This window comes from Rhodovulum adriaticum, from assembly GCF_004345735.1.
Lineage (GTDB): Bacteria > Pseudomonadota > Alphaproteobacteria > Rhodobacterales > Rhodobacteraceae > Rhodovulum > Rhodovulum adriaticum.
Genome location: NZ_SLXL01000002.1, coordinates 420,189 through 435,849 on the forward strand (window position 1 = coordinate 420,189; position 15,661 = coordinate 435,849).

Genomic DNA, 15,661 nt, shown 5'->3' on the forward strand with positions numbered 1-15,661 from the left:
CCATGGACGACACGACGCGCACCACCCTGACGGGACGCATCGCATTGGGGCTGACCGGGTTGCTGGCCGGGGTGGCGATGTGGCTGCTGGTCGAGGTGCTGCCCGAGGCAATGGTGGACCAGCCGCGCAACTACCTGTTCCTGACGGCGCTTGCCGCCGCCTTTTTCCCCGCCGCATTGGCCTTGACCGGCCCCCTGCCCCTGCCCCGCGCGCCCGCCGCCGCGTTCCTGCTGGCCGCGCCGCTGGCCGCACTGCTGAGCTGGGCCAGCCTGCGTTTCGATACGGTGGCCGGGTTTCTGGATACCGGGCATCCGCAGGCGGCCTTTGCGTTGCTGGCCTTCCTGCCGCTGCCCTTCCTGATCGCCGGGCTGGGGCCGCGCGGGCGATGGGGCGATTATAAAACCCTGTTCATCCAGTCCTGGATGATCGTCGTCCGCTTTGCCGCGGCCTGGCTGTTCGTCGGGCTGGTCTGGGGGGTGCTGTTCCTGTCCAACGCCCTGCTGGAACTGGTCGGTATCGGCGTGATCGAATGGCTGATCGAACGCCAAGAGGCCCCCTATCTGCTGAGCGGGCTGACCCTGGGTGTCGCCCTGGCGGTGGTGGGCGAGCTGTCGGACTATGTCTCGCCCTACCTCGTGCTGCGGCTGCTGCGGCTGCTGATGCCGGTGGTGCTGTTGGTGGTGGCCGTGTTCCTGGCCGCGCTGCCGTTCCAGGGGCTGTCCAACCTCTTTGGCGATTTCTCGGCCACGGCGATCCTGTCGGCCATGGCGATCGGGGCGGCAACGCTGATCTCGGTCACGCTGGATGCCGAGGACAGCCGCCGCACGCCGGGCGGTGCGCTGTGCTGGGCGTGCCGGGCGATGGCGCTGCTGCTGCCCGCGCTGGCGGCACTGGCCGGTCTGGCGCTTTGGCAACGGGTGGCCCAGTACGGGCTGTCGCCGGACCGGATCGCAGCGGCCGCCGTCGTCGCGGTGCTGCTGGGATACGGGCTGGCCTACGCGGCCTCGGTGCTGGGCGGCCGGGGGTGGGCCGGGCGCATCCGGCGGGCCAATGTCGCCATGGCCGTGGTGGCGATGGGCGTGGCGGCGGCATTTCTGACCCCGCTGCTGAACCCACAGGCCATAGCCGCCGCCGATCAGGTGGCCCGCTATCGCGACGGCACGACCAGCGCCGGTGCGCTGGACCTGTGGTCGCTGGCGCGGGAATGGGGCCGGCCGGGCCAGGCGGCCACCGAACGGCTGGCCGCGATGCGCGATCACCCCGAGGCCGAGACCATGGCCCGGCGTCTGGCCGCCCTGGACGAGGCCCCCAACCGCTATGCGTTTGAGCGGGAAAGCGGTCCCGACGATGCCGCAGCGCTGAAGGCCGACCTGGCCACGCGCCTGCCGGTGCGCCCAAAGGGCGCCACCCTGCCCCCCGGCCTGCTGGACAGCCTGCGCCTGTGGGAATTGCAGCAGATCAGCCGCGCCTGCGCCAATCGAACGGCGGCGGGCAATCCGGGCTGCGTGGCGGTGCTGGCCGACCTGTCGGGCACGCGCGCGGGCGACGAAGTTCTGATCGTGGCGCACAACACGGCCGGTGCCCCCCTGGTGCGCGCCTATTTCCGCAACCAAAACGGCGCCGGTTTCGCCATGCGCAGCCCCGACTATCTGCAGGGCGGGGATTTCTACCGCGAGGCCGACACCGCCATCGATGCGCTGATCGCCGGGGCGTACACGCTGCGCCCGATGCCCCTGAACGCGCTCGATGTCGCCGGACGGCAGTTGTTCTTCGGCCGCTGACATTTGCGATCCGTTAGGAACCGGCGGCTAATCTGCCCCCAGGATGAACAACACCTACCGGAGGGGCCATGCACGGGCTGATCAACCGCGCATTGCAGGACTTTTTGCGCGATGCCCACGGGCGCGAGGCCTGGGCGGCGATTGCCGGGGCCGCCGATGTCGACGTTCGCGGGTTCGAAGCGATGCTGACCTACCCCGACGCGCTGACAGAGGCCGTGCTGGACGCGGCCAGCGCGCATCTGCACACACCACGCGCGATGATCCTGGAGGATCTGGGAACCTACCTCGTGTCCGACCCATCGATGGAGGCGCTGCGCCGGCTGCTGCGCTTTGGCGGGGCGAATTTCATGGAGTTCCTGTATTCCCTGGATCACCTGCCCGACCGGGCGCGGCTGGCCGTGCCCGACCTGGACCTGCCCGACCTGACGCTGACAGAGGACGGCCGGCAAAGCTATACCCTGCATTGCCGCGATGCCTGGGCCGGGTTCTGTCCCATCCTGCAGGGTATCCTGCGCGCCATGGCCGACGATTACGGCGTTCTTGTCATGCTGGATATCACCGGCCTCGAGGGGCCCCGGACGGCGATCCGAATCCGACTGCTGGACATGCGCTTTGCCCGGGGGCGCGACTTTTCACTGAAGGGGGCGGCGGCGCCATGAACATGGCCGGTCCCCCCGTCGGGCAAGGGCGCGTGATCGGGCTGTCGGGTTCGGCCCTGGATCGGCTGATGCCGATGCATCTGTGGATCGGGGCCAGCGGGCTGGTCGTGCGGGCGGGGCCAACCCTGGCGCGCATGGCGGGCGACGGGCTGTGCGGCCAACCGCTGGAACGGGTGATCGCGCTACGCCATCCGGCCCGCGCCGCCACGCTGGACCTGATGCTGCGCCTGCAGGGCACGCCCCTGAAGCTGAACCTGACCGCCGCGCCCGACATGCCGTTGAAGGGTATGGTCGTGGCCCTGCCCGCGGGCAGCGGCGCGTTCCTGAACCTGTCCCCCGGCCTGTCGCTGGTCGAGGCGGTCAACCGCTTCGACCTGACCTTGCAGGATTTCGCGGCGACCGACCTGGCGGTGGAACTGCTGTGGCTGGTCGAGGCCAAATCCGCCGTCACGACCGAGTTGAAGCGCCTGGCCAACCGCCTGAACGGCGCCCGCGCCAGTGCCGAGGCGCGCGCGGCCACCGACACGCTGACGAATGTCGCGAATCGCCGCGGGTTGGAGGCGATGCTGACCCGCCAGGCCGCATCCGGCCGCCCCTTCGCGGTGATGCAGGTGGACCTGGATCATTTCAAGGCGATCAACGACACCCATGGCCATGCGGCGGGCGATGCGCTGCTGCAAGAGGCGGCCGCGATCTTGCGCGGACAGTGCCGCCGCCGCGATGGGGTCGGGCGGATCGGCGGTGACGAATTCGTCCTGGTTTTCGACGACCTCGTAGACCCGCGCGTGCTGCACCGCATCGGGCAACGGCTGATCGAACGGCTGGAGCAGCCGATCGAGGTGAACGGCCAGACCTGCCGGATATCTGCCAGTATCGGGGTCGCGCTTTCGACCGGCCCCGCCCCGACCGACCCTGTACGCCTGCTGCACGAGGCCGACCGGGCGCTTTACGAGTCCAAGCGCGCCGGGCGCGGCCGCGTCACCATCGCGGCGCCGGGCTGACCCCTACTTGCGATCCGCGCGGGCGCTGCGGCCCCGGGGGCAAGCCGCCCCCGACACGGTCAGCACAAACGGCGCGGTCCACCAACAGGCGCGGTGGCCCGATGCCCCGAAACGGCAATGGCGAACACCCCGGAACGCAACGCGGACGGTGAACCGAAGCGGACAAGACGGCCAGCACATCGATAGATGTGAAAACGCGCACCGCCCCAGGCCACGGTCCTGCCCACGGACCACGACGCAGGCCGCCAAGGCGCGGCGCCGGGACTGCGCGCCCCGCGCCCGCCCGGCCGCCTCAGTAGATATAGCGGATCTGGTCGGACCAGTAGCGTTCCATCCGCTTCAGCGCGTGGGTGATTTCCACCAGCCCGCCGTGATCGATCACGCCGCGGCTGTCCAGCCCCTCGGCATGGCGGGCGAACAGCGCGCCGACCAGATCGCGCACGGTGCGCCCCTTCTGGGTCAGGCGAACCCGCACGGCGCGGCGGTCGATCTCGCACCGCTGGTGGTGCATGTAGCCCTTTTCCACCAGCTTTTTCAGGTTGTAGGACACGTTGGAGCCCTGGTAGTAGCCCCGGCTTTTCAATTCGCCGGCGGTCACCTCGTGATCGCCGACATTGAACAACAGCAGCGCCTGGACCGCGTTCAGTTCCAACAGGCCCAGCCGTTCGAATTCGTCCTTGATGACATCGAGAAGCAGCCGGTGCAGCCGCTCGACCAGCGACAGGACCTCCAGATAGTCGTCCATGACGCCCGCTTGCCCCTGCACCGAAAGGGGGGAATGGATACTCATGTCTTGCTCCACCGTTCGCTGTGCAACGGCAGGTGTAGCGACCGAATCAAGAACAGGGGGTTAAGAGGCCGGGACTTACGCCCCGGCGGGGCGGCGGGCCAGGACACCCACAAGCGGCGCGAATTCCGCAGGCGGCGCGGCCTGCCCGGTGATCCAGCCATAAAGCGCGTGATCGTCCTGTGCCAACAGCGCCTCGAAGGCGTCCAGCGCCGCGGCGTCCATGTCGGCCAGATGGGCATCGGCATAGCCGCCCAGGATCAGGTCCATTTCCTTGGTGCCCCGGCGCCAGGCGCGGATATGCATCCGCTTGCGCCGATCCTCGACCGTTTCACCCATTCTCAGCCATGCTCCTTCAGCGTCTGGCGCAGTTTCTTTTCCAGCACGCCCAGGCGCACGGACAGGCGGCCCATCTCGGTCTTGACCTGGCGGATCTCGGTCAGGATCGCGCGCACGTCGCCGGGCAGGGCGTGCGCCTCATCCGGGCCGTCCAGCCCGTCGCCATGCCCGTTCAGCAGCCACATGATAGACACGTTCAGCACACCCGCCAGCATCTGCAGCTTGTTGGCGCGCGGCTCTGCCATGTCCTCTTCCCAGGCGGTCACGGTCTTCAGCTTGACGCCCAGGCGCTTGGCCAGTTCGGATCGCGTCAGCCCCAATGCCTCGCGCGCACCGGCCACGCGGTCGCCAAAGGTGGCGGCATCCTCGGAATACCAGTCCGATCCGGTTGCGGTTTCATCGCTCATCTGGGGCACCTTCGGGGCAAAGCCGCTTGCAACGGCCATCGCCTGCACCCTATGAGAAAGGAACTTCACTTTCAAACCGGAGGCGACCATGTCCTTTCTGTCTGCGACACTCGCGCGCGTTAAACCCTCGCCCACGATCGCCGTGACCACCAAGGCGAAGGAATTGCGCGCTGCCGGCAAGGACGTGATCGGCCTGGGCGCGGGCGAACCCGATTTCGACACGCCCGACAACGTGAAAGCGGCCGCCAAGGCCGCCATCGACCGGGGCGAGACGAAATATACCGCCGTGGATGGCCTGCCCGAGCTGAAGCAGGCGATTTGCGACAAATTCAAGCGCGACAACGGGCTGGACTATACCCCCGCCCAGGTCAGCGTCGGCGCGGGCGGCAAACAGATCCTGTATAACGCGCTGATGGCGACGCTGAACCCGGGTGACGAGGTCATCATTCCCGCGCCCTACTGGGTCAGCTATCCCGATATGGTGCTGCTGGCGGGCGGCGAGCCGGTGTTCGTTGCGGCCGGGATCGAGACCGGGTTCAAGCTGACGCCGGAGGCGCTGGAGGCCGCGATCACGCCGAAAACCAAGTGGTTCATCTTCAACTCGCCCTCCAACCCCACGGGCGCGGGTTACAGCCGGGACGAGCTGAAGGCACTGACCGACGTTCTGATGCGCCATCCCCATGTCTGGGTGATGTCCGACGACATGTACGAACACCTGGTCTACGGCGATTTCGAGTTCACCACCCCCGCGCAGGTGGAACCCGGCCTTTACGACCGCACGCTGACCTGCAACGGCGTGTCCAAGGCCTATGCGATGACCGGCTGGCGGATCGGCTATGCGGCCGGCCCCGAGGAACTGATCGGTGCGATGCGCAAGATCCAGTCGCAATCGACCTCGAACCCGTCCTCCATCGCGCAGTGGGCGGCCCTTGAGGCGCTGACCGGGCCGCAGGATTTCATCCCCGTCAACAACGCCACCTTCCAGCGGCGCCGCGACATGGTGGTGGACCTGCTGAATGCCGCCGAGGGCATCACCTGCCCGGTGCCCGAGGGGGCGTTTTACGTCTACCCCTCGATCGCGGGCTGCATCGGCAAGACCTCGCACGGCGGGGTCAAGATCGAGGATGACGAGGCCTTCGCCACCGCCCTGCTGGAGGAGATGGGCGTCGCCGTGGTGTTTGGCGCAGCCTTCGGCCTGTCGCCGAACTTCCGCGTCAGCTACGCCACCTCGGACGAAAACCTGAAAGAGGCCTGCCGCCGCATCCAGGAGTTCTGCGCCGCCCTCACCTGATCCGGGACTGCAACATGGCCAGCGAACTGCCCGACTACTATTTCCGCGTGCGCGAAAACGGGGCGCTGGTCTTTCGCATCGATACGGAAAACCGGCAGCGCCGGATCGACATGGACCAGATCGCCGTGGTCAACATCCGCAACGGCGAAATCAAGGCCCATGGCGATCGGACGCTGAGCGCAGAGGACCGCGCGGTGATCGAGGATTGGATCGCCGACCGCCGCGCGGTACTGGCAGAGCGCGAGATTGACGACATCCTGCGCGCGGTCGACCACCTGAACCTGACCACGCAATGGGTACAATCGCGCGCCACTGACGAAGAGCTGGAAATCGTGACCGACGCGCTGCTGCTGGCGATGCACGACCTGCGCAGCACATTGGTTCGCAAGAAGGCAGAACGCCTGATGCGCGAACGGGGCGAGGGCGACTAGCTTAGCGGGCGGCCGCTGCGCCCGAGGTCGCCAAAACGCCCTGCGCGCTCTGGCGCTCCCACTTTTCGGCCATGACGATCCTGCGCGCGCGCCAGTTGTAGCGGGTATCCTCGGCCACCGGCGCCCAGAACAACCGGCCGCCTTCGCGCCACGGGTCCAGAACGATCCCCTTGTCAAACGGGTCGCCGCGCCGGGAAAGGATCGCGGTGGAATGATCGATGCGGAACGGATTGTCCGAATTGGCGATGGCCCGATGCACCTGCAAGGTGGCGAACCCTTCCTGCTTCAGCCGGGTTTCCATGTCCTCGGCCCAGTGCCAGCACAATCCGCGCGGGCGCAGGCCCATGTTGACCTTGGCGTTGTGAACCAGCGGCGGGTCGGTGATCTGGTATTCCTCGGCCAGCACGGCGGTATGGCTATAGGCCAGTTCCGCCGCGCGCGCGGCCTCTTGCTGGTCGACACCAGGGCCCATGGCGCGCAGCGCAGCGGCCAGGTCCGCAACCTGATCCGGGGCGCGTTCCGGTGTCTCTGGCGGGGTAACGCACCCGGCCAGCAGCAGGGTTGCGACGACGGTCAGCACGCGAACGATACCGCGTGGGCCGCAACTCATGCCGTATCTCCGTCAGGGGGGCAGATCCGCCGCCGGACCAGCCTCATTCCCACGCGCTCCACGGGAAGGGCTTGTCCTCGCTTTCCATGGCCTGAAACCGCGCCGTCATCGCCAGCCAGTTGCCCAGCCGGGTTCCGAATACAGTGATGTTGGGGTTGGGTTTGCCCGTGAACAGCAGCCAGCCGAATTGCAAAATCGCCGTCAGCCACAGCAACGCCTGCGCCACCGAGAACAGCAGCATCAAGACCACCATCCACGCGCCGCGCACCCAGACCGCACGCTTGTCCGCCTGCACCGCCGGCGTTTCGGGTCCGTCTGTCATCTGCACCTCCACGGTTGGGCCGGGGGCCAGCCCCGGCATCAAAAGACGATCATATCCTCGAAATGGCGCGGCGGGTCGGCCATCGCAACCCCCATCCGGTCCGTGCCGGGATCAGCGGCAGGCCTTTGCTGCAACGCCCCGGCAAGCGGGGCGCTGATGACAAGGCGGTCATAGGCCCCCTTGCGCCGTTCCCCGGTCGCAAGAGAGGCGCGGCGCGCGGCTCAGACCGCGGCCGCCATGCCCTTTTCACGGGCCAGGTCGGTCATGCGCTTCTGCAGCTTTTCAAAGGCGCGCACTTCGATCTGGCGAATCCGCTCGCGGCTGACATCGTAGACGCCCGACAACTCTTCCAGCGTGACCGGCTGGTCCTTCAGCCGACGCTGGATCAGGATGTCCTTTTCCCGATCGTTCAGCACATCCATCGCCTGGGCCAGCAGGGCGCGACGGCTTTCCAGCTCATCCTTTTCGGCATAGGCCTCGGCCTGGTCGGCGTCCTCATCCTCCAGCCAGTCCTGCCACTCGGTCGCGGTGTCCGAATCGGCCCCGCCGACCATCGCGTTCAGCGAGGCATCGCCCCCCGACAAGCGACGGTTCATCGAGATGACCTCTTCTTCGGTCACGTTCAGATCGTTGGCAATCTGCTGGACATTCTCGGGGCGCAGGTCGCCATCCTCCAGCGCGCCGATGCGCGCCTTGGCCTTGCGCAGGTTGAAGAACAGCTTTTTCTGGGCGCTGGTGGTGCCCAGCTTCACCAAGCTCCACGACCGCAGGATATATTCCTGGATCGCGGCGCGAATCCACCACATCGCGTAGGTCGCCAGGCGAAAGCCTTTTTCGGGATCGAACCGCTTTACCGCCTGCATCAGGCCGACATTGGCCTCGGAAATCACCTCGGCCTGGGGCAGCCCGTAGCCGCGATAACCCATGGCGATCTTGGCCGCCAGCCGCAGGTGCGAGGTGACCATGCGGTGCGCCGCCTCGGTGTCCTGATGGTCCACCCAGCGTTTGGCCAGCATGTATTCCTCTTCCGGTTCCAGCAGCGGAAACTTGCGGATTTCCTGAAGATAGCGATTCAGGCCCTGCTCCGGGGACGGGGCAGGAAGGTTGGCATATGTGCTCATGTGGTCCCTGTTACTCCCTCGGTCTTGTGTGTGAACTTAGGAACTGAACCGTGCAGTTCAAGTTGACGCTGATATAACCCTTGCACGGAAACGCGGCGGAAATCCGTCGAAATCGTTCGGATGTAACACCCGCTCACGCAGCTTTGCGCGGATGTTTCAGCCGCGTAACGTGGCGATCAGGCCGGTCATGTCGGCGGGCAGGGGCGCCGCGAAATGGCAATGTTCGCCCGTCTCGGGGTGGACGAAACCCAGCGTCGCCGCATGCAGCGCCTGCCGGGGAAAGGCCGCGGCGGCCTCGGCGGCGGTCTCGCCCACGGCCCGCGCCGACAGCTTGCGCCGCCCGCCATAGACCGTGTCCCCGATCAGCCCGTGCCCGATATGGGCCATGTGCACGCGGATTTGGTGGGTGCGCCCGGTTTCCAGCCAGCATTCCACTAGCGCGGCGGCGGGGGGCGTGCCGAATCGCTCGACCACCTGCATCCGCGTGACCGCGTGGCGCCCACCGCCGGGCAGCACCGCCTGGCGTTGGCGATCCGTGCGGTGCCGCCCGATCTGCGTTGCGATGCGCAGCACGCCGCCCGGTTCGGCACTGACGCCCGCCAGCCCGCGCAACCGCGGGTCGCCCGCATCGGGCAGGCCGACCACCAGCGCCCGGTACCGCCGGTCCACGCTGTGGGCGGCGAATTGCGCGGCCAGCCCGGCATGGGCCTTGTCGGTCTTGGCCACCACCAGCAGGCCGCTGGTATCCTTGTCGATCCGGTGCACGATGCCAGGGCGTCGTTCGCCGCCGATCCCCGACAGGCTGTCGCCGCAATGGGCCAACAGCGCGTTGACCAGCGTCCCCGAGGGGCTGCCCGGCGCAGGATGCACGACCATGCCCGCGGGCTTGTCCACGACGATCAGGTGGGCATCCTCATGGACGACGGTCAGCGCGATGGCCTCGGGGCGGGTGGCGATCTGGGCCGGTTCCGCAATCGCGATCTCGATCGTGTCGCCCTCGGCGACCTTGGCGCGCGCCTCGGTCAGGGGCACACCGTCGCGGCTGACGCCCCCCTCGGCAATCAGCTTGGCCAGGCGCGACCGGGTCAGGCCCGCTTGCTCTGGCACATCGCGGGCCAGCGCCTTATCAAGGCGGGGGGGCGGGTTCGGCCCGATGACAACGGTAAGGTGGCGCGGCATGGACATGGATGAAACCCCGGAACCGGGGGAACTGCCCCCGAACCTGAAACTGCTGAAAACGCTCGTCACCCTGCTGATGGTGACGATGATTGGCGGGTTTCTAGTGATCGTTGCGCTGTTTGTCATCCGCATGCCGGGCGGCGGCGGCACACTGCCCCTGCCCGACACGATCTCCCTGCCCGAGGGCACGCAGGCCACCGCCTTTACCCGCGGGCCGAACTGGTTTGCCGTGGTGACCGGCGACGACCGCATCCTGATCTATGACGCCGCCACCGGCGACCTGCGCCAGACCGTTCAGATCACCCGCTAAGGCGCCCTATTCCGGCGGAAACACCTTTTTCGCCAACAGGATACGCGACACGGCCGTAACGAAACACAACATGCCAAAGGCCCAGGCCAACGGCACGAACCAGCCCGGCCAGACGCAAAGCGCCACGAAAAAGGCGATGGTTTCAGTGCCTTCCAGCAGCCCGCCGGTGAAATACAGCGATTTCAGGCCCCGTGCGCGCGTTTCCATCCGCCGCCGTTCTGCCAGGATGGCAAAGCCCAGAAACGTCGCCCCATTGAAATAAAAACTGGCCAGCAGGAACGCCCCCGCCGCGCCATTGGCTGCGGGGTCCATCAGCACGAATCCCAGCGGAATCGCCCCGTAGAACAGGAAATCGCACACGATATCCAGAAAACCGCCGAAATCGGTTTTCGCCGTGGCCCGCGCCACCGCCCCGTCCAGCCCGTCGGCCAGCCGGCTGCCCAGCAGCGGGATCAGCGCCAGCGCGGGTTCCCCCAACGCGATCAGCCCCGCCGCCAGCAGCCCCAGTGCCAGCCCCGCCAGCGTGACCGTATCCGCCGTGACGCCCCGACCCGCCAGCGCCCGGCCCAGCCGGTCCAGCGGCGGATCGATCAGGCGCCGCATCCATCCGTCCAGCATGATACCTCCCGCATTTCGCGTCCCGATCTGGGCGCGAATCGGTGCGTGGCACAAGTCACGGATTGTAAAGGAAGAGGTGGTACCGCCTCCCCGGCTTGAACGGGGGACCTCTGGATCCACAATCCAGCGCTCTAACCAACTGAGCTAAGGCGGCCCGGTCCGCGCCATTTAGCGTCCCTGAAGAGGCAATGCAAGCCCCCTCGGGGCGCTCTCTTGCCAGCCTGTTGGCAACGCGGTAGGGACACGTCCTGCGTTTCGCAAAGGGGCGAGTGATGAGTATCGACAAGCAAAGCGACTTTGCCGCCAACCTGCAAATCGGGCCGACCAGCCTGGGCATGGTGCGAATCTATGTCGAGGGCGACGGCCTGGAACTGCCGATGGATTTCGACCCTGAAGAGGCCGAAGAGATCGCCGAGGAAATCCGCGCCGCCGCCAGCCGCGCCCGCACCATGGCAGAGGGTGGCAAACCGGCCAAGGGGCCTAAGGCAAAGGGCTGACCCCAGGATCGCGCAGCGCCTGCAACCGCAGGGCCGCATGGCGGGCAAAGGTCTGTAGCACGGCGCGGCGCCGGGCCGGGGCCAGCCGCGACTCGGGCGCCTCGCGCACCAGTTCGGCACCGTATCCATCGGCCAGGATCAGGCCGGTGTCGTCGGGCAGCAGATCGCTGGGAAAATCCGCATCCACCGCCCAGAAAAAGCGGTCGCACCAGTCCAGATAGCCCTGCCACTTGCGGTCGGACGCGAAATCCGCCCGGCACGACTTGCATTCGACAATCCAGATTTCGCCCTTGCGGCCCATGGCCATCACGTCCACCCGCAGCCCCGGCGCGGGCACCAGTTCCTCGACACAAGCAAAGCCCAGATCGCGCAAGTGGCGGCAGGTTCCACGGGCCAACATCTGGCCAGGGGTCAGCGGGGGCGTATCGGACATGGCCGCAGAATGAACAATACGTGAACACATGGCAAGGCTTGCAGCCACCCCGGCGGCGCCCTATGTCAACGAACAGGCGGTTCTGCCCTTCCCGTGACGAGGTCAAATTCCGGTGGCCTTAAGCAATTCCGAGGGAGCTGGCTCTGACCGGGTCGTGGCCCGGCTACCTGGCGCCCACCTGTAGATACAGGTCCTCGGGAATTCGTTGCCTCAACGGTCGCGGTGGTTCCGCCTGCTTTCCACCCCCACCCAACTGTTGGACGGTGTTTTCCGGGTTCAGAACGTGGGCCTTTGCGGCTAGACCGGGCCGAAATGCAGGAGCCCGCCCATGCCGCCCTCTTTGCCGATCGGACCCGCAGTGCCGGGCTGGACAGCGCCGCCCATCCCCCCGCATGACGTTCTACAGGGCCGCTATACCAGACTGGAACCGCTGCAAGCGGCGCGCCACGGCGACGACCTGTTCCGCGCCTGCCACGCCGACGACAGCATCTGGACCTACCTGCCCTATGGCCCCTTCGGCAGCGCGGCCGCCCATCGCGACTGGATCGCCCAGGCGACGGCGGGCAGCGATCCGCAATTCTACGCGATCTGCCCCGCCGAGGGCGGCGCCGCATTGGGGGTTCTCAGCTACCTGCGCATCCAACCCGCGGCAGGCAGCATCGAAATCGGGCATGTCTGCTTTTCTCCCGCGCTGCAACGCACCCGCATCGCGACAGAGGCCGTGACCCTGCTGATCGCCCGCGCCTTTCAGGCGGGCTATCGCCGGGTGGAATGGAAATGCAACGCGCTGAACCTGGCCTCGCGCCGGGCGGCCCAACGGCTGGGCTTCAGCTATGAGGGTGTCTTTCGCCAACAGGCGGTGGTCAAGGGGCGCAACCGCGATACCGCATGGTTCGCCGCCATCGATGCGGAATGGCCCGCGCTGCAGGCCGCCCATGACCGCTGGCTGAGCCCGTCGAATTTCGATGACCAGGGACGCCAGATCGCACGGCTGGGCGATCTGACCGCACCGATCCGCGTGGCCAGCGATCCGGCCCTGGGCTGAGGGCTTGCGTCGCGGCGCGGCAGGGCCGATAACCGCGCAACGCATTGCCAAGGGAGACTGCCATGATCGGCCGCCTGAACCATGTCGCCATCGCCGTTCCGGACCTGACCGCCGCCGCGGCGCAATATGCCAACACGCTGGGCGCCAAGGTCGGCGCGCCGCAGGACGAACCCGAGCACGGCGTGACCGTCGTCTTTATCGAACTGCCCAATACCAAGATCGAACTGCTGTATCCGCTGGGTGACGAAAGCCCGATCAAGGGCTTTCTGGACAAGAACCCCGCAGGCGGCATCCACCACATCTGCTACGAGGTGGACGATATCCTGGCCGCCCGCGACAAGCTGAAGGCCGAAGGCGCGCGCGTGCTGGGCAATGGCGAACCCAAGATCGGCGCCCATGGCAAGCCGGTGCTGTTCCTGCACCCCAAGGATTTCAACGGCTGCCTGGTCGAGCTGGAACAGGTCTGAGCATGGCGCGGCGCTACGGCGCCGCCCCCTCGCGCGCGGCCAGCCCGTGGTACAGGTGCGTGAACACCGCCGCCCCCAGGATCGGAATCACCAGGTTCACCAGCGGCAGCGACAACGGCACCGCCATCAGCAGGCCCGCCGCGAAAACCGTCAGCCCGTGCCGCTTGCGCAGGGCGACCGCGCCCTTGCGCCCCAGCCGCCGCATCGCGGCCATCTGGAAATATTCCCGCCCCAGCAGATAGCCGTTGACCGTCCAGAACAGCAGCGGTGCAAGCGGGCCGACCAGGAAATACAGCACCAGCGCGGCCAGGTTCACCGCCACCACCACGCCGAAGAAGCCCACCGCATCGCGGATCTGGTCCAGTACGGGGATGCGCGGGGCCTCGGGCAAATGCGGATAGTGGCGCCGTTCCACCGCTGCGGCCACATCATCCAGAAACACCCCGATAAAGGCCGAGGCAACCGGCACCATCAGGAACACCGACAGCACCAGCATCAACAGCAGCGAGGCGCCGGACAGCAACTCGTCCACCCAGTTGACCGCGCCGATCCACGGCAGGCTCAGCGTGTCGGGCAACATCCAGCCGACCAGGAAAAACACCAGCGCATAAACCACGGCCAGCAACAGCACGGTCAACCCCAGGCCCAGCAACAGAACCCGGCGAAAGGCCCGGTCGCCGATCTGGCCCAGCGTCTTCAGAAAGGCTGACAGGATCATTCCGCCCTCCACTCGGTGATGGCATCGATGTCGGGGCGCGGGCGTTCGGGCGGGGCGGCGGTGGCGGTGCCGATATGCACGATGCCCGCGACCTGTTCATGCGGGGCCACGCCCAGCCCCTGTTCCACGAAATCCCGATCGTGCGAGGCCCAGCCCGACATCCACGCCGCGCCCCAGCCAGAGGCCAGCACCGCGTTTACCAGCGCCAGGCAGACCGCGCCCGCGGAATAGATCTGCTCGATCTCGGGCACTTTTTCCGACGGTTTGGACGAGGCGATCACCGCCACCGCCAGCGGGCTGCCGAGATAGGCGTTGGCGGCCTTGTCGATGGTGGCGGCATCCTTGCCCAGGGCCGGCCCGCGCAGGCGCACCAGGTCGGCCAGCCGGTCCAGCGCGCCCCGTTCCAGCACGACAAAGCGCCAGGGCTCCAGCTTGCCGTGATCGGGGCTGCGGGCAGCGGCGGTCAGCATCTCGCGCAGCGCCGCGCGATCCGGCGCCGGTGCGGCAAGGGTGCGCAACGGGCAGGACCGGCGGGTGTGCAGGAATTCCAGAACGGCGGGGCGATGTATGGGCATGGGCAAGGGGCACCTCCTTTGGGTTCGATCTTGGGCCATGGGTCGCGGGGTTCAACCCTTGACCCGCTGCCACGGATCGCACAGCACCTGTGCCATGACCGATCTTTCGCACCTGTCCGCGCCCGGCACCGAAATCGCGGTGCGCGTCACGCCCAAGGCCTCGCGCAACCGCGTGACGTTCGAGGATGGCCAGATCCGCGTTTACGTCACCACCGTCCCCGAGGGCGGCAAGGCCACGGCGGCGGTGGTCAAGCTGCTGGCCAAGGCCGTGGGCGTGCCGAAATCACGGCTGGATCTGGTCCGCGGGCAGACGGCACGGGACAAGGTCTTTCGCGTCAGCGGGTAGGCCACCCGTTACCACAGGCCGCAGCGTGGCAAACCGCCCCACAGTTGCGCCCCGTTCGCACGATCATCCGAATTGTGGCACCGTTGGGCGAAACGGATTGTTCATGTTCGCTGGACAGAACCGCAACACCCCCACCCGAAACCTGCCCCAATGGACAGGTCGAATCGCCTGCCCCATGGACAATCCCCGCCATATCCCCCGCAGCCGCGGCCCGGCCAAGGGGCGCCCTTTCACTCAAAGACCATAATTTTCCCATTCTTCCCACAAACTCGGGACATGGTTCCGCCCCTAGTATGGAAAATGATCGGAAGGTTTTTCACCGATCACGCGTGAGGGGCCAGTCCCGCCCCATGTCGGTAACCAGTACGCTCGGGGTGCATCCGTTCCTGGCATGGCCGGGGTGCGGATGCGCTTCGGCGTGGGGGCTATCCACCACACAGCGTTGCGCCGATTGCGTGCGGGTATCTGCGGCCCCATCGCTCAGTCGATGGGGGGGCGGATTCGGTAGACGCCTTCGGGCAGGTCCAGCGCCGCGGCCAGTTCGTGCAATTGCGCCAGCGACAGGGTCACCTTCTGCACCCGGTCGGTCCGTGGGTCCAGTTGCTCGACCGTCACGCAATCCTCAAAGGCCGTGACGGTCACGTCCTCCTGCAAATGGGTCGGCCCCTCATCCACAAGGGTGATGATCGTGGCGTCGAATTCGTGCTCGATCGTGAACATGGGA

22 protein-coding genes, 1 tRNA gene and 1 other RNA gene are annotated in these 15,661 nt (G+C 67.1%); 11 read left to right on the forward strand and 13 right to left on the reverse strand.

Annotated elements, in window-relative coordinates; all coding sequences use genetic code 11:
* Positions 1-2 precede the first annotated feature (2 nt).
* From EV656_RS05440 to EV656_RS05450, 3 genes are all read left to right on the forward strand, one after another.
* The gene (locus EV656_RS05440) at positions 3-1,781 is read left to right on the forward strand and encodes a DUF4153 domain-containing protein (protein WP_132600497.1); all 1,779 of its coding nucleotides are present in this window, start codon (positions 3-5) and stop codon (positions 1,779-1,781) included.
* A 68-nt stretch (positions 1,782-1,849) separates the two neighbouring features.
* Positions 1,850-2,440: a heme NO-binding domain-containing protein gene (locus EV656_RS05445; protein WP_132600500.1), complete on the forward strand. Its 591-nt coding sequence runs from the start codon at positions 1,850-1,852 to the stop codon at positions 2,438-2,440.
* 2 nt (positions 2,441-2,442) lie between these two features.
* Positions 2,443-3,441, forward strand: a complete 999-nt coding sequence (locus EV656_RS05450; RefSeq protein ID WP_165918940.1) for a GGDEF domain-containing protein — start codon at positions 2,443-2,445, stop codon at positions 3,439-3,441.
* A 292-nt stretch (positions 3,442-3,733) separates the two neighbouring features.
* Here the strand turns inward: EV656_RS05450 and EV656_RS05455 are convergent, their stop codons facing one another.
* From EV656_RS05455 to EV656_RS05465, 3 genes are all read right to left on the reverse strand, one after another.
* Positions 3,734-4,231: a MarR family winged helix-turn-helix transcriptional regulator gene (locus EV656_RS05455; protein WP_132600506.1), complete on the reverse strand. Its 498-nt coding sequence runs from the start codon at positions 4,229-4,231 to the stop codon at positions 3,734-3,736.
* 75 nt (positions 4,232-4,306) lie between these two features.
* Positions 4,307-4,567 carry an FAD assembly factor SdhE gene (locus EV656_RS05460; RefSeq protein ID WP_132600509.1) on the reverse strand — a complete coding sequence of 87 codons (261 nt, stop codon included), beginning with the start codon at positions 4,565-4,567 and terminating at the stop codon, positions 4,307-4,309.
* A 2-nt stretch (positions 4,568-4,569) separates the two neighbouring features.
* Positions 4,570-4,974 carry a helix-turn-helix domain-containing protein gene (locus EV656_RS05465; RefSeq protein WP_132600512.1) on the reverse strand — a complete coding sequence of 135 codons (405 nt, stop codon included), beginning with the start codon at positions 4,972-4,974 and terminating at the stop codon, positions 4,570-4,572.
* A gap of 88 nt (positions 4,975-5,062) precedes the next feature.
* Between EV656_RS05465 and EV656_RS05470 the strand changes: the two genes are divergently transcribed.
* Complete coding sequence (locus tag EV656_RS05470) at positions 5,063-6,265, forward strand: pyridoxal phosphate-dependent aminotransferase (protein ID WP_132600515.1); 1,203 nt, start codon at positions 5,063-5,065, stop codon at positions 6,263-6,265.
* A gap of 14 nt (positions 6,266-6,279) precedes the next feature.
* On the forward strand, positions 6,280-6,696 hold the full coding sequence (locus tag EV656_RS05475; RefSeq protein ID WP_132600518.1) for a hypothetical protein: 417 nt from the start codon (positions 6,280-6,282) through the stop codon (positions 6,694-6,696).
* Position 6,697: 1 nt separating this feature from the next.
* Here the strand turns inward: EV656_RS05475 and EV656_RS05480 are convergent, their stop codons facing one another.
* From EV656_RS05480 to EV656_RS05495, 4 genes are all read right to left on the reverse strand, one after another.
* A complete protein-coding gene (locus tag EV656_RS05480) occupies positions 6,698-7,306 on the reverse strand; it encodes a hypothetical protein (RefSeq protein WP_132600521.1) in 609 nt (202 codons plus the stop codon).
* A 43-nt stretch (positions 7,307-7,349) separates the two neighbouring features.
* Positions 7,350-7,628 (reverse strand): DUF4389 domain-containing protein, encoded by a 279-nt coding sequence (locus EV656_RS05485; protein ID WP_165918941.1) that lies wholly within the window; start codon positions 7,626-7,628, stop codon positions 7,350-7,352.
* 221 nt (positions 7,629-7,849) lie between these two features.
* A complete protein-coding gene (gene rpoH / locus EV656_RS05490; RefSeq protein ID WP_132600527.1) occupies positions 7,850-8,749 on the reverse strand; it encodes an RNA polymerase sigma factor RpoH in 900 nt (299 codons plus the stop codon).
* A gap of 156 nt (positions 8,750-8,905) precedes the next feature.
* The gene (locus EV656_RS05495; protein ID WP_132600530.1) at positions 8,906-9,934 is read right to left on the reverse strand and encodes an RluA family pseudouridine synthase; all 1,029 of its coding nucleotides are present in this window, start codon (positions 9,932-9,934) and stop codon (positions 8,906-8,908) included.
* On the opposite strand from EV656_RS05495, the gene EV656_RS05500 reads away from it, so the two are divergent.
* Positions 9,933-10,238, forward strand: coding sequence for a DUF6476 family protein (locus EV656_RS05500; protein WP_132600938.1), 306 nt, complete (start codon positions 9,933-9,935; stop codon positions 10,236-10,238). The genes EV656_RS05495 and EV656_RS05500 overlap by 2 nt on opposite strands.
* A gap of 6 nt (positions 10,239-10,244) precedes the next feature.
* Here EV656_RS05500 and EV656_RS05505 read toward each other — a convergent pair whose 3' ends face one another.
* Complete coding sequence (locus EV656_RS05505) at positions 10,245-10,856, reverse strand: CDP-alcohol phosphatidyltransferase family protein (RefSeq protein ID WP_132600533.1); 612 nt, start codon at positions 10,854-10,856, stop codon at positions 10,245-10,247.
* A gap of 77 nt (positions 10,857-10,933) precedes the next feature.
* A tRNA-His gene (locus EV656_RS05510) sits at positions 10,934-11,010 on the reverse strand.
* Between the two features lie 118 nt (positions 11,011-11,128).
* On the opposite strand from EV656_RS05510, the gene EV656_RS05515 reads away from it, so the two are divergent.
* Positions 11,129-11,353 carry a DUF6324 family protein gene (locus EV656_RS05515; RefSeq protein WP_132600536.1) on the forward strand — a complete coding sequence of 75 codons (225 nt, stop codon included), beginning with the start codon at positions 11,129-11,131 and terminating at the stop codon, positions 11,351-11,353.
* Here EV656_RS05515 and EV656_RS05520 read toward each other — a convergent pair.
* Positions 11,337-11,786 (reverse strand): MmcB family DNA repair protein, encoded by a 450-nt coding sequence (locus EV656_RS05520; RefSeq protein WP_132600539.1) that lies wholly within the window; start codon positions 11,784-11,786, stop codon positions 11,337-11,339. The genes EV656_RS05515 and EV656_RS05520 overlap by 17 nt on opposite strands.
* Positions 11,787-11,862: 76 nt before the next feature.
* Between EV656_RS05520 and ssrS the strand changes: the two genes are divergently transcribed.
* The 3 genes from ssrS (at position 11,863) to mce (ending at position 13,298) form a co-directional block, all read left to right on the forward strand.
* Positions 11,863-12,019: non-coding RNA, 6S RNA (ssrS, locus tag EV656_RS05525), on the forward strand.
* A 95-nt stretch (positions 12,020-12,114) separates the two neighbouring features.
* Positions 12,115-12,831 carry a GNAT family N-acetyltransferase gene (locus tag EV656_RS05530; RefSeq protein WP_132600542.1) on the forward strand — a complete coding sequence of 239 codons (717 nt, stop codon included), beginning with the start codon at positions 12,115-12,117 and terminating at the stop codon, positions 12,829-12,831.
* Between the two features lie 62 nt (positions 12,832-12,893).
* On the forward strand, positions 12,894-13,298 hold the full coding sequence (mce, locus tag EV656_RS05535; protein WP_132600545.1) for a methylmalonyl-CoA epimerase: 405 nt from the start codon (positions 12,894-12,896) through the stop codon (positions 13,296-13,298).
* Positions 13,299-13,311: 13 nt separating this feature from the next.
* On the opposite strand, the gene EV656_RS05540 is transcribed toward mce, so the two are convergent.
* Together EV656_RS05540 and EV656_RS05545 are read right to left on the reverse strand one after the other, a co-directional pair.
* On the reverse strand, positions 13,312-14,016 hold the full coding sequence (locus tag EV656_RS05540) for an EI24 domain-containing protein (RefSeq protein WP_132600548.1): 705 nt from the start codon (positions 14,014-14,016) through the stop codon (positions 13,312-13,314).
* Positions 14,013-14,591: a nitroreductase family protein gene (locus EV656_RS05545; protein ID WP_132600941.1), complete on the reverse strand. Its 579-nt coding sequence runs from the start codon at positions 14,589-14,591 to the stop codon at positions 14,013-14,015. The genes EV656_RS05540 and EV656_RS05545 overlap by 4 nt, the downstream gene beginning before the upstream one ends.
* A gap of 94 nt (positions 14,592-14,685) precedes the next feature.
* On the opposite strand from EV656_RS05545, the gene EV656_RS05550 reads away from it, so the two are divergent.
* Entirely contained in the window at positions 14,686-14,937 is a 252-nt protein-coding gene (locus EV656_RS05550; protein ID WP_132600551.1) for a DUF167 domain-containing protein, read from the forward strand.
* A 480-nt stretch (positions 14,938-15,417) separates the two neighbouring features.
* Here EV656_RS05550 and EV656_RS05555 read toward each other — a convergent pair whose 3' ends face one another.
* On the reverse strand, positions 15,418-15,657 hold the full coding sequence (locus tag EV656_RS05555; RefSeq protein WP_132600554.1) for a hypothetical protein: 240 nt from the start codon (positions 15,655-15,657) through the stop codon (positions 15,418-15,420).
* Positions 15,658-15,661 lie beyond the last annotated feature (4 nt).

Coding starts and splice junctions, on each gene's coding strand:
- EV656_RS05440 (WP_132600497.1), top strand. CDS start 3: ATGGACGACACGACGCGCACCACCCTGACGGGACGCATCGCATTGGGG.
- EV656_RS05445 (WP_132600500.1), top strand. CDS start 1,850: ATGCACGGGCTGATCAACCGCGCATTGCAGGACTTTTTGCGCGATGCC.
- EV656_RS05450 (WP_165918940.1), top strand. CDS start 2,443: ATGGCCGGTCCCCCCGTCGGGCAAGGGCGCGTGATCGGGCTGTCGGGT.
- EV656_RS05455 (WP_132600506.1), bottom strand. CDS start 4,231: ATGAGTATCCATTCCCCCCTTTCGGTGCAGGGGCAAGCGGGCGTCATG.
- EV656_RS05460 (WP_132600509.1), bottom strand. CDS start 4,567: ATGGGTGAAACGGTCGAGGATCGGCGCAAGCGGATGCATATCCGCGCC.
- EV656_RS05465 (WP_132600512.1), bottom strand. CDS start 4,974: ATGAGCGATGAAACCGCAACCGGATCGGACTGGTATTCCGAGGATGCC.
- EV656_RS05470 (WP_132600515.1), top strand. CDS start 5,063: ATGTCCTTTCTGTCTGCGACACTCGCGCGCGTTAAACCCTCGCCCACG.
- EV656_RS05475 (WP_132600518.1), top strand. CDS start 6,280: ATGGCCAGCGAACTGCCCGACTACTATTTCCGCGTGCGCGAAAACGGG.
- EV656_RS05480 (WP_132600521.1), bottom strand. CDS start 7,306: ATGAGTTGCGGCCCACGCGGTATCGTTCGCGTGCTGACCGTCGTCGCA.
- EV656_RS05485 (WP_165918941.1), bottom strand. CDS start 7,628: ATGACAGACGGACCCGAAACGCCGGCGGTGCAGGCGGACAAGCGTGCG.
- rpoH (WP_132600527.1), bottom strand. CDS start 8,749: ATGAGCACATATGCCAACCTTCCTGCCCCGTCCCCGGAGCAGGGCCTG.
- EV656_RS05500 (WP_132600938.1), top strand. CDS start 9,933: ATGGATGAAACCCCGGAACCGGGGGAACTGCCCCCGAACCTGAAACTG.
- EV656_RS05495 (WP_132600530.1), bottom strand. CDS start 9,934: ATGTCCATGCCGCGCCACCTTACCGTTGTCATCGGGCCGAACCCGCCC.
- EV656_RS05505 (WP_132600533.1), bottom strand. CDS start 10,856: ATGCTGGACGGATGGATGCGGCGCCTGATCGATCCGCCGCTGGACCGG.
- EV656_RS05515 (WP_132600536.1), top strand. CDS start 11,129: ATGAGTATCGACAAGCAAAGCGACTTTGCCGCCAACCTGCAAATCGGG.
- EV656_RS05520 (WP_132600539.1), bottom strand. CDS start 11,786: ATGTCCGATACGCCCCCGCTGACCCCTGGCCAGATGTTGGCCCGTGGA.
- EV656_RS05530 (WP_132600542.1), top strand. CDS start 12,115: ATGCCGCCCTCTTTGCCGATCGGACCCGCAGTGCCGGGCTGGACAGCG.
- mce (WP_132600545.1), top strand. CDS start 12,894: ATGATCGGCCGCCTGAACCATGTCGCCATCGCCGTTCCGGACCTGACC.
- EV656_RS05540 (WP_132600548.1), bottom strand. CDS start 14,016: ATGATCCTGTCAGCCTTTCTGAAGACGCTGGGCCAGATCGGCGACCGG.
- EV656_RS05545 (WP_132600941.1), bottom strand. CDS start 14,591: ATGCCCATACATCGCCCCGCCGTTCTGGAATTCCTGCACACCCGCCGG.
- EV656_RS05550 (WP_132600551.1), top strand. CDS start 14,686: ATGACCGATCTTTCGCACCTGTCCGCGCCCGGCACCGAAATCGCGGTG.
- EV656_RS05555 (WP_132600554.1), bottom strand. CDS start 15,657: ATGTTCACGATCGAGCACGAATTCGACGCCACGATCATCACCCTTGTG.